This is a genomic window from Nioella sediminis, from assembly GCF_001879695.1.
Lineage (GTDB): Bacteria > Pseudomonadota > Alphaproteobacteria > Rhodobacterales > Rhodobacteraceae > Nioella > Nioella sediminis.
The window spans coordinates 1-10,415 of the sequence record NZ_MNBL01000102.1 but is presented as its reverse complement, the minus strand read 5'-3'; the positions used below and the strand labels follow the sequence as shown (position 1 = coordinate 10,415).

At 65.5% G+C, this 10,415-nt stretch carries 8 protein-coding genes; all 8 read left to right on the top strand.

Going from position 1 to position 10,415, the window contains the following annotated elements; translation table 11 throughout:
- Positions 1-567: ABC transporter ATP-binding protein (locus BKY26_RS12830; RefSeq protein ID WP_071690786.1), on the top strand; the 567-nt coding region annotated here is incomplete at its 5' end.
- The gene (locus BKY26_RS12825) at positions 560-2,605 is read left to right on the top strand and encodes an ATP-binding cassette domain-containing protein (RefSeq protein WP_158514337.1); all 2,046 of its coding nucleotides are present in this window, start codon (positions 560-562) and stop codon (positions 2,603-2,605) included. The genes BKY26_RS12830 and BKY26_RS12825, both read left to right, overlap by 8 nt.
- Positions 2,606-2,674: 69 nt before the next feature.
- Positions 2,675-5,557: a flotillin family protein gene (locus BKY26_RS12820; RefSeq protein WP_071690784.1), complete on the top strand. Its 2,883-nt coding sequence runs from the start codon at positions 2,675-2,677 to the stop codon at positions 5,555-5,557.
- 2 nt (positions 5,558-5,559) lie between these two features.
- On the top strand, positions 5,560-5,997 hold the full coding sequence (locus tag BKY26_RS12815; protein WP_071690783.1) for an SRPBCC family protein: 438 nt from the start codon (positions 5,560-5,562) through the stop codon (positions 5,995-5,997).
- Positions 5,994-6,449 carry an SRPBCC family protein gene (locus BKY26_RS12810; protein WP_071690782.1) on the top strand — a complete coding sequence of 152 codons (456 nt, stop codon included), beginning with the start codon at positions 5,994-5,996 and terminating at the stop codon, positions 6,447-6,449. The genes BKY26_RS12815 and BKY26_RS12810 overlap by 4 nt, the downstream gene beginning before the upstream one ends.
- A 31-nt stretch (positions 6,450-6,480) precedes the next feature.
- The gene (locus BKY26_RS12805) at positions 6,481-7,329 is read left to right on the top strand and encodes an N-acyl homoserine lactonase family protein (RefSeq protein ID WP_071690781.1); all 849 of its coding nucleotides are present in this window, start codon (positions 6,481-6,483) and stop codon (positions 7,327-7,329) included.
- A gap of 3 nt (positions 7,330-7,332) precedes the next feature.
- Positions 7,333-8,856 carry an aldehyde dehydrogenase (NADP(+)) gene (locus BKY26_RS12800; protein WP_071690780.1) on the top strand — a complete coding sequence of 508 codons (1,524 nt, stop codon included), beginning with the start codon at positions 7,333-7,335 and terminating at the stop codon, positions 8,854-8,856.
- A gap of 907 nt (positions 8,857-9,763) precedes the next feature.
- On the top strand, positions 9,764-10,415 hold a 652-nt coding region (locus tag BKY26_RS12790), incomplete at its 3' end, for a Hint domain-containing protein (RefSeq protein ID WP_227435028.1).

Genomic DNA, 10,415 nt, shown 5'->3' with positions numbered 1-10,415 from the left:
ATCCGCCTGTTCGGCGAGGATGTCACCCGCTTTCCGGCGCAGGAACGCATTCGGCGCGGTCTGCGTCGGACCTATCAGATCTCGCTGCTTTTCAACGGGTTGACGGTGCGTGACAACGTTTATCTGGCGTGTCGGGGGGTATCGCGCGGGCGCTTCAGTTTCCTGAGGTCGCGCGCCGATGACAGCCTGATGCAAGCCGCCGAGGACCTGGTCGCCGCGGTGCATCTGAGCGACCTGATCGACACCCCGGTTTCGGTTCTGGCCTATGGCCAGCAGCGGCAGCTGGAAATCGCGCTGGCGCTGGCCGGGGCGCCGCGCCTGATCCTGTTCGACGAACCGGCGGCGGGCCTGTCGCCGACCGAGCGGCGCGAACTGGTCGAGATCCTGACCGGCCTGCCCGCGCATATCGGCTACGTCATCATCGAGCACGACATGGACGTGGCGCTACGCGTCGCCGAGAGGGTCACGATGATGCACAACGGGCGCATCTTCAAGGAAGGGCTGCCCGAAGAGATCGAGAATGATCCCGAGGTGCAGGCGCTCTATCTTGGAGACGGCCATGAGTGAGCTACACAAGGGCAGCGCCCCGGCGCTCGAAATCAAGGGTCTGAACGTCTATTACGGCGCCAGCCATGCCTTGCAGGGCGTCGACCTGGGCCTTCATGGCGGGGTGCTGTCGGTGGTCGGGCGCAACGGCATGGGCAAGACCACGCTGTGCAAGGCGATCATGGGGCTGGAACCCGCCAGTTCGGGCACCATCAGCTTCGGTGGGCAGCTATTGAACGGAAAGACCCCGGCCGAAATCGCGCGGCTGGGTGTCGGATACGTGCCGCAGGGGCGGCGGCTCTGGCGCTCTCTTACGGTTGATGAACATCTGCGCCTGGTGGCGCAACCCGGTGGCAACTGGTCCGTCGAGCGGATCTATGACAGCTTTCCACGGCTGGCCGAGCGCAAGACGAACGGTGGCGCGCAACTCTCGGGCGGCGAACAGCAGATGCTGGCCATCGGACGGGCCTTGTTGCTGAACCCCCGGCTGCTGGTGATGGATGAGCCGACCGAAGGCCTCGCCCCCGTGATCGTGTCGCATGTCGAGGACATGTTGATCAGGCTGGCCGCCGAGGGCGATATCGACGTTCTGGTGATCGAACAGAATATTGGCGTGGCCACCAGTGTGGCCGAAACCGTGGCCGTCATGGTCAACGGTCGCGTCAGCCGGATCGTCAAATCACGAGAGTTGGCCGCCGACCGAGACCTGCAACAGCGGTTGCTGGGGGTCGGGCAGCATGCGCATGACGAGGAACCCGATGTCGCCCCGAACGAGGATGGGTCGGAGGGCGGCGCTCTTGTGCAGCACTATCGCGCTGCCAGCCACGCCTTGCCGCAGCTGACCCGTTGGTCGGCGATCGACAGTATGGTGACACCGCTGGGCAAGGCCATCTCTGCCGATGCCGAAAACGTTTCGGGGGTGATGGTGCTGGCCGCGATGGACCGGGCAGGTGCCCAGGCGGGTACCGTCGCCGCAAGTTTGCGCGCTGCGGGTCAGAAGGTGACGACCGTCGATATCTCGGCCCGGTCGGGGCTGGCTGCGCTGGCGGATATACCGGCCCATCAGTTGGCTGCTTTTCACCCAAGGGGCGCGGCGGGGATTCATGATGGCGGGGATGGCGACCCGCGGATCGGTATTGCCGAAGCCTTGCGGCGGTTGCTTCAGGCGACGCCACAGGTCGGCGGCGTTGTTGCGCTGCTGGATCTGGGCGAGGCGCTGACGATGGTGCCGGCCCTTGTTTCGGCTCTGCCAGGGACGCCGATTGCTCTGGTCAGCGAGGCCCGCGCCAGCGAACTGGGGGTTCAGGGCGACACGCTGGTGACCCTGACCGCCCATGACGAGGTCGCGCGCGGTCAGGCGGCCTGCGCGGCGGCCGCGGCAATGGCGGAATTGCTGGCGCCGGCGACCATGGACTCAGGGGCGCGGCACCTGGCGCTGATCTCGGGCCTCGGCGGCGATGCCCTCGGTGGCGCACTGGCTGCGCAACTGGGCAAGGGGCACCGCTTGCTGCGCTACGCGCCCACCCGGGGCGGCACCGCTGCCGCTGCCCGGGCGCTGACCAGCGGTGCGGCGCAGGCGGTGCTGGACCTTGATCAGTCGGACTTTGCGGATCGCCTGTTTTCGGGCCTGATCGATGCCGACCCCACGCGCGTCTCGACGCTCTGCGGTGCCGGGCGGCCCTATATCGCGGTGTTGAACGGCGGCGAACGCGTGCATCTGCGAGATAAGGAGAGGCAGGGGCTGTCGCAACGCAGCCTCGACCGGGCCGAGGCCGAGGCCGTCGGGCGTAGCTATGCCGAGGCGCTGACCGGGGCTGCTGGCGAGATCACGGTGATCGTGCCCACCGCGCGCCGTGACACCGCTGCTGCCTGGCTCACCGAGGCGTTCCTGGGGGCGTTCGGTGACAGTGAAGGACGGACCCTGCTGCGATCCCCCGCCGGTCCGCTGGCCGCCGAGACATTGCAACAGGTGCGTCGCTGTCTGGACGCCGCGCCGCCGGTCGGATCCGCGCGCAAGGCGCGAGTGCCCGGCGGTGCCTACGCGGTCAACGCCCGATGAAACCGAAACACAGACACTAAACGATTACGCCGAGGCACCGGCTCTGCCGTGCCTGAAGGGAGGACTGACATGGACGCCGGACAAATCATTGCGCAACTGATCCTTTGGTTGATCGTCGCGGTCATCGTGATCGCCATCATCTACTGGGTCATGCATTGGCTTTATCGCCGCTCGACCAAGGAAACCGCTTTTGTTCGCACCGGGTTCCTGGGCGAAAAGGTCGTCGTCGATGGCGGTGCCTTCGTCTGGCCGATCGTCCACGACATCACGCCGGTGAACATGAACACGCTGGCGCTGCGCATCAGCCGCATCAACGATGCCGCGCTGATCTCGCACGATCATGTGCGTGTCGATGTCGAGGCTGATTTCTTCGTGCGTGTCGCTCCGGACCGCGAGTCGGTATCGGTTGCGGCCAGCCGCTTGGGACGGCGCACGATGAACCGCGACGAGGTGCAGGGCCTGCTAGAGGGCAAGTTCGAGAGCGCCCTGCGGTCGGTGGTTGCCGAATTGGACCTCGTGGACCTGCAAGAACAGCGCCACAAGGTCGTGCAGCGGATCAAGGAGACGGTCCAGGAAGACCTGCGCTTCAACGGGCTCGAACTGGAAACCGTGGCGATTCTGGATATCGACCAGGCTTCGCTGGAGTTTTTCAACCCCGCGAACCGGTTCGACGCCGAGGGCATGACTTTCCTGATCCGCGACATCGAGGAAAAGCGCCGGCTGCGCAACGACATCGAGCAAAGCGCGATGATCCAGATCCGCAATCGCAACCTCGAGGCCGAACGCGAGGCCCTGAGCATCGACCGCGAAAGCGAACACGCGCGTCTGGAGCAGGAGCGCGAGATCGAATTGCGCCGCGCCCAGCAGCAATCGGAGATCGCCCGCGAGCGCGCCGAGCGCGAGACCGAGGCCGAGAATGCCCGCATCGCGGCGCGCGAGGCGATGGAAACCGCCCGGATCGCGACCGAGCGCGCCATCCGCAGCCACGAGATCGCCCGCAACCGGCAGATCGACGCCGCCGAGATCGAGGCGCGCGAAGCGACCGAGCAGGCGCGCCTGGCCCAGGATCGCAGCCTGACCGCTGCGCGTATTACCCATGAGCAAGAGATCAAGGCGCTGGAAATTGCGCGGAGCGAGGCGCTGGAGGCCGCCGAGATCGCCGCGCAGGAGGCGACCGAGCGACAGAGGATCGCCCAGCAGGCCAAGATCAGCGAGATGCGCATCAGCGAGGATCAGCGCGTTCGGGCGCTGGAGATCGAGCGCAAGCGCTTGGTTGAGGAAGCCGAGATCGCCGCCAACCAGGCGGTCGAAGCCGAGCGTATCGCGCAGCGCAAGGCGTTGGAAGCAGCGCGGATCGAGGCCGAAAGCGAAACCCGCAGCAACGAAATCGCGCGCAACCGCGCCGTGGACGAGGCGCGTATCGCAGCCGACGAGGCGCTTGAGGCCGCCCGCATCGCGCAACGCAAGGCCGTCGAGGCCAAGCGCATCGCGGTCGAGGAAGAGTTGCAGACCCGCCAGATCGAGCGCGAGCAGGCCAATGAGCACGCTGCTCTGACCATGCGTAAGGCCATAGAGGCCGAACGCATCGCGGTGGAAAAGGCCGTCGCCGCCGAGCGCATCGCCGCCACGTCAGAAACGAGCCAGATGGAGATCGACCGCAACAAGGCGATCGACGAGGCCCGCGTTGCCGCCGATGAGGCGATCGAGGCCGCGCGCATCGCTCAGGCGGCCGAACTTGCCGCGCGGCGGATCGCGACCGAGGAGGCCACCCGCTCCCGCGAAATCGCCCGCGACGAGGTTCTGGATGCAGCCGTGATCGCGCAGCGCGAGGCCGTGGAGCGCAAGCGCATCGCCACCGAGCTGGCGTTGGAGCAAGAGCGTATCGCCAGCCAGCAGACCCGCGAGATCACCGGTATTCGCAGCCGCGAAGAGGTCGAGGCCGCCGAGATTGCACGCGAGGTGGAACTGTCCGCCAAGCGCAGCGCCAAGGCCGAAGCCGACGCCAAGTGGCGCCGTGCAGAGGTCTCGGCCCGTGCCCAGGTGGAATCGGCCGAGGTCGAGCGCGAGAAGGTTCTGGAGGCGGCGCGCGTCGAGCGCCGCCGGGCACTGGAGCAGTTGGAAATTGCCCGGCACCAGACCCTCCGCGAGGCCGAGATCGCCAGCCACGAAGAGATCGAACGCGCCCGCATCGCATCCGAGCGTGGGCTCGACGAGGCCCGCATCGGCCACGAAACCGAGCGCCGGCAGCTGGAAATCGGCCGAGAGAAGACGGTCGAGGCGGCCAATATGGAAAAGGCCATCGCTCTGTTCCAGAAGTCGCTGGAAGAATCCGCTGCCCGCGCCGAGGCCGAACTGGCCAAGGCCCGTGCCGTCGAGGCCAGCGAGCAGGTTCAGACCGTCAAGGATACCGAGGCCGCTCGCCGCAAGAGCAGCATCGATGTGTTGATGGCCGAGAAGGCCGCCAAGGAGGCCACGCTGGCCGCCGAAGCCGCCAAGATCCGCACTGCTGTCGAGGCCGAGGCACAGCGCCTGATGAACGAAGCCGAGAACGTTCTGACCGATCCGGCGCGCATGTCCCTGTTCCGTCGCAAACTGCTGGAACATGTCGAAGGCATCGTCTCTGCCTCGGTCAAGCCCCTGGAAAAGATCAACGATATCCGCATCATGCAGCTGGATGGCATAGCCGGTCGCGGGGCGGGTGGCGATGGCGGATCCGACGGCAGCCCGACCGACGAGGTGATCAACTCGGCGCTGCGCTATCGTGTGCAGGCCCCGTTGGTTGACAGCCTTCTGGCCGATATCGGCATCGACGGGGCGAACATCGCGCGTCAGGGCGGGTTGCTGCGTGAGGCGTCGGACCTGAACCGCATCGTTCAGGATCAGCAGCGCCAGGCCCGCAAGTCCGATGGCAAATCGGGCGACGCCGGTGGCACGGCCAAGGGCAAGGAGTGACCATGCCCCGCGTGTTTCACTCGGCAATCCTGAAGCCGTCGCCCGATCAGGTCTGGCAGGTGCTACGCGACTTTGGCGGGGTTCACCGCTGGTTGCCGGGCATTGACCGCTGTGACGTCGAGAACGGCCAGCAGGGCGACCAGGTCGGCGCGGTCCGGCACCTGGTGACGCGGGACGGATCCCGGTTTCGCGAACGGCTTCTGGCGTTGTCCGATTATGACCTGACTCTGGCCTATGCGATTATAGAGGCGCCTTTGCCGGTCAGCGATCACCTGGCCGAGATCCGGGTGATCCCGGTGACCGAGGGTGGGGGCAGTTTCGTGGCCTGGGCGGCCGAGTTCGCCTGCCCGGACGGAGACCACGACCGTGTCACGCGCTTCATGCTGGACGAGGTGATCCGCCCGGGTCTGGCGGCGCTGGAACGGGGGCTTGCGGCATGATCCGGGCGTCGCGTGCCATTGCCATTGCGGCACCTGTCGACACGGTCTGGCAGGCCCTGCGCGATCTCGGCGGCCTGTCCGCCTGGCATCCCGCCGTCGCGCGCTGCGAGATGCTGGGAACCCCGCCGGACCGGGTCGGCGCGCTGCGTCGTGTGCAGACCCGTGACGGGCTGAGCATGGACGAAGAGCTTGTGGCTATGCGCGAGCACGAGCACCGGATCGAGATCCGTGCGCGGGCCATGCCCTTTGCGGTGACCGAGGTCTGGCAGGCTCTTTGCGTGTTCGGCGTGGTCGAGGGCGGCGGCAGCCTGCTGCTGTGGGAAATGCGCGCCGATGCCGTGGCAAAGTCACGTGCTGCGGTGCGCGACTGGTTTGCAGACGGATACATGCCAGCCGGTTTGCGCGGTTTTGCCCGGCATATCGCACCCGGCGCAATGAACGACTTCATCTGAAACAAGAACGATCCAACAAGGAGGACACCCAATGGCGTTGGAAATCAAGGTTCTGGACTATGGCGACATCGAGCTTGAATCGAGCTTCCTGGTGCTTGGTCACGATTGTGGGCGGGTCAAGCGGGTGCCGGTTTACGGCTTCCTGATCCTGGGCGGCACCCATCCGGTGCTGGTCGATACCGGCTATCGTGACAACGCGATCATGGAATCGCTTGGCATGCGCGGCCTGCAGTTCCACGAGAACATGATCGAGAACCAGTTGGCCAAGCACGGGCTGAAGCCCGGCGATATCCGTTATATCTGCCACACCCATCTGCATATCGACCACGCGGGCAAGGACGACAAGTTCCCGATGAACACAACGGTGGTGGTCAACCGGCGCGAGATGGAATGCTCGGTGTCCGGGCTGATGCATCCGCAATACCCGATGCCAGACATCCAGCACCTGGTCGAACGCATCCACACCCCCGGCGCGCTGCGCTTCGAGGACCTGGAACTGACCGGCGAGATCGAACTGATCCCCGGCGTGACGCTGGAGGCGGCGAATGCCCATACGGAGGGCTCGATGAACGTGCATGTTCAGACCGCCGAAGGGCGCGCCACGATCTGCGGCGACGTGATCTATGACATCAACACGCAGATCGTCGAACCTTTCCGCCAGACGCAGGATCACGAACCGCAGGTGACCGGCAACCATGCCGGATCCAAGCGGGCCGAGAAGGCGGCGATCAAGAAACTGCTGAACAGCTCGGATTTCCTGCTGATGGTGCATGACAAGCCTGCAAAGGTGGTCGACAAGCAGATCGCCGGGCGCTTGGACATGCAGGTGCCGGGGCCTATGGTTTCAAGCCTGCCCAAGCGCAACTGGTTCCCGGTCTGAGCCATGCAGGCGGGTATCGGAGAGTTCGGCGGTCATCTGATAGATGGATGCTGGGAATGCGGGGCGGGCGAGGTGTTCGCATCCGAACCGGCAACGGGTGCTCCGCGCCGCTTTGCCTCGGCCACGGCGGCCGAGGTGGAGGCGGCGGCGCGCGCTGCCGAGGACGCTTTTGGGGCCTATTCAGTCACGACCGCGCAGCAACGCGCACGGTTCCTTGATCGGATCGCCGCCGAAATGCAGGCGCGTGAGGGCGACATCATCGCCATTGCCAGCACTGAAACCGGCCTTCCCGAGGCCCGAATGAATGCCGAACTGGCCCGCACGACGGGCCAGTTGAGGTTGTTTTCACAGCATATCCTGCCACGTGGGTGGCTGGACATGCGCCATGATCCGGCGTTGCCGACCCGCACACCGCCCCGCCCCGATCTGCGTCTGATCCAGCGTCCGGTCGGGCCGGTGGCGGTGTTTTCGGCCTCGAACTTTCCGCTCGCGTTTTCTGTCGCCGGGGGTGATACGGCCAGCGCGCTGGCCGCCGGTTGCCCGGTGATCGTCAAGGCCCACCAGGCGCATCCGGCGACCTCGGAAATCGTGGCGCAGGCCATCGACGCCGCGCGCCGGGCGGAAGGCCTGCCCGCAGGTGTCTTTGCCATGCTGCAAAGCGCGACCCGCGCCACCGGCACGGCGCTTGTCACGCATCCGCTGATCACCGCAGTCGGGTTCACCGGTTCGACCGTCGGGGGCAGAGCGCTATTCGATCTGTGTGCCGCGCGGCCGGTGCCGATTCCCTTCTATGGCGAATTGGGATCAGTCAATCCATTGTTCGTACTGCGTGGCGCCGGGCTGCGGCGTGGCCGCGACATCGCTCGCGGTTGGGTGGCCTCGCTCACGCAGGGGGCGGGTCAGTTTTGCACCAAGCCCGGACTGGCGATCCTGCCCGAGGGTGAGATCGCCGAGCGGTTCCTGTCGGACGCGGCCGAGGCGCTGGCGCAGGTTCCGTTGCAATGCATGTTGAGCGAGACCATCGCCCAAGGTTTCCGCACCAGCGTCGACCGGCTGCGGCAAAAGGCGGATGTCCAGGCGGTCCATTGCACCGACACGATCCATGGGCGCGACATGGGGCCGATACTTCTGCGCGTGAAGGCCCGGGATTTCCTCGAGGATGCCGAAATGAGCGAAGAGGCCTTTGGCCCGGGTGGACTGGCCATCACCGTCGCAACCCCGGACGAGGCCGCCGCGCTGGCCAGCTCGCTTCCGGGGCAGCTGACCGCGACAATTCACGGTGACCCAGAGGATCACCCCGAGGCGCGTAACCTGATGCCGATCCTTGAACGCAAGGCGGGGCGGCTGATCTGGAACGGCTTTCCCACCGGTGTCGAAGTCGCCGACGCGATGGTGCACGGTGGCCCTTACCCGGCCTCGACGAATTTCGGTGCGACCTCGGTCGGAACGCTCTCGATCCGCCGCTGGCTGCGGCCGGTCTGTTACCAGGACATGCCGGTCGAGATGCTGGCATCCATGCCGCGATAGTGCCCGCAACGGCTCGGCCCGGGGTCAGCGGTGCGGGCCAAACCAGGCACCGGCACCGTCACAGCCGATAACGCGGTGCGATGATCGGCGCCGCAATCGCGCTGGCGAACAAGATGGCGCGTGTCCTATGGGCAATGCCGAAGACACCAGAGGACTACCGGACCCCGGTAGCGGCGATGGCCCAGTGTTCCGCGCTTGCCATGCCGTCCCTGCGCATCGGGAGTGGGAGGTGGCCGCCGAACAGGATGTGCAAAAGATCGGTCGGATCCGAGTTAGAGAGCGCGGCGTCTGTGCAGGTGCCAATGAGCTCGATAATCCTTAATGCTTCCGATCCGCGCATCTTCATACCGGCCAGCGGCCATGCCATCGCCGCAGAGAAAGGCCGTATCCGTGATCGTATTTCGGCTTTCCCCGGACGGGTGCCGATTATGCGCCATCCAGGGGCCGCCAAGCGTGTCAATGTTGGCAAAATGGTTCGTCCAGCGCTCCATCAGGTCACCTGTCTGATCCAGGTAATCTGTCCTTCGGTAGGCACGCTCCACGCTCCCTCCAACGACATGCGCGAGGCAGGTTTCGCCACTTCTCCCGGTGCCTCGGTCGCCTCCGCACACCAGGTCCGGAAGCTGGCGCGGAACCCGTGGGGCCGCGCCTTCTGCCCGCGCTGCGGATCACCGGTCTTTCCGCAAGGCGGGTCGAGATGTGTACGCGCCAAGACGCAGTCATAGCGGTCGTGTCGCGCCGCTGACGAGAGGCGCATCCTCCCGGAGTGCAGGGCAACTTGCCCCGAGCTTGCCCGATAAGGCGTTTTCGGGCAGGCTATGCCTTGGGACTGGCTTGCCTGGCGCGGACTGGACAGCCGCGAACCTGAACCGTGGCGCGGCAGCAAAGCTATTTGGGGGATTGCATAATGTCAGAGATGGCAACTGAAGGATATATCGGGCTCACTGGCGTGGGTTTCATCAACGGCACCGAGGGGGATGGTGGAAGCTCGCTGACCTGGACAGGCACGGAAGTTTATGGGGCTGGCGGAGCGAACTCCGATTTGAGTTTCAACATCGGGGATGCTGGTAATGACGGCTATTTGAACGCGGGTGTGGATTACTTTGTGTCCGCGCCCTTCTTTTTCACGGGCTACACAATATCCAACCTCGGGGTCGAATACGGCGTGTTTTCAGATGGGACCGATTATCTTGTCCCACTCCCTCAGAACGGCACTACACAGACTATTATCCCTTCGTCAGGCACCACGAATCCCTACCAATCTCAGGCATCCGCGTATTTGTGTTTTGCCGCCGGTACGCAGATTGCCACCCCGTCCGGCGAGCGGGTCGTAGAAGGTTTGCAGATCGGCGACGATGTGCTGACAGCCGAGGGACGCGCCGTCACGGTGAAATGGGTTGGGCGGCAGAGCGTCAAGACCCGCTTCGGCGCGGTCGAGCGTCTGGCCCCGGTGCGCATCCGGGCCGGGGCACTGGGCGAGGGGCTACCGCATAGCGACCTGACGGTGACCGCCGACCATGGCATGATCGTCGATGGCGTGATCTGCCACGCTGGCGCCT

Excerpts from the sequence above, each read along its gene's own strand:
- BKY26_RS12825 (WP_158514337.1), top strand. The coding sequence starts at position 560 with ATGAGTGAGCTACACAAGGGCAGCGCCCCGGCGCTCGAAATCAAGGGT.
- BKY26_RS12805 (WP_071690781.1), top strand. The coding sequence starts at position 6,481 with ATGGCGTTGGAAATCAAGGTTCTGGACTATGGCGACATCGAGCTTGAA.
- BKY26_RS12815 (WP_071690783.1), top strand. The coding sequence starts at position 5,560 with ATGCCCCGCGTGTTTCACTCGGCAATCCTGAAGCCGTCGCCCGATCAG.
- BKY26_RS12820 (WP_071690784.1), top strand. The coding sequence starts at position 2,675 with ATGGACGCCGGACAAATCATTGCGCAACTGATCCTTTGGTTGATCGTC.
- BKY26_RS12800 (WP_071690780.1), top strand. The coding sequence starts at position 7,333 with ATGCAGGCGGGTATCGGAGAGTTCGGCGGTCATCTGATAGATGGATGC.
- BKY26_RS12810 (WP_071690782.1), top strand. The coding sequence starts at position 5,994 with ATGATCCGGGCGTCGCGTGCCATTGCCATTGCGGCACCTGTCGACACG.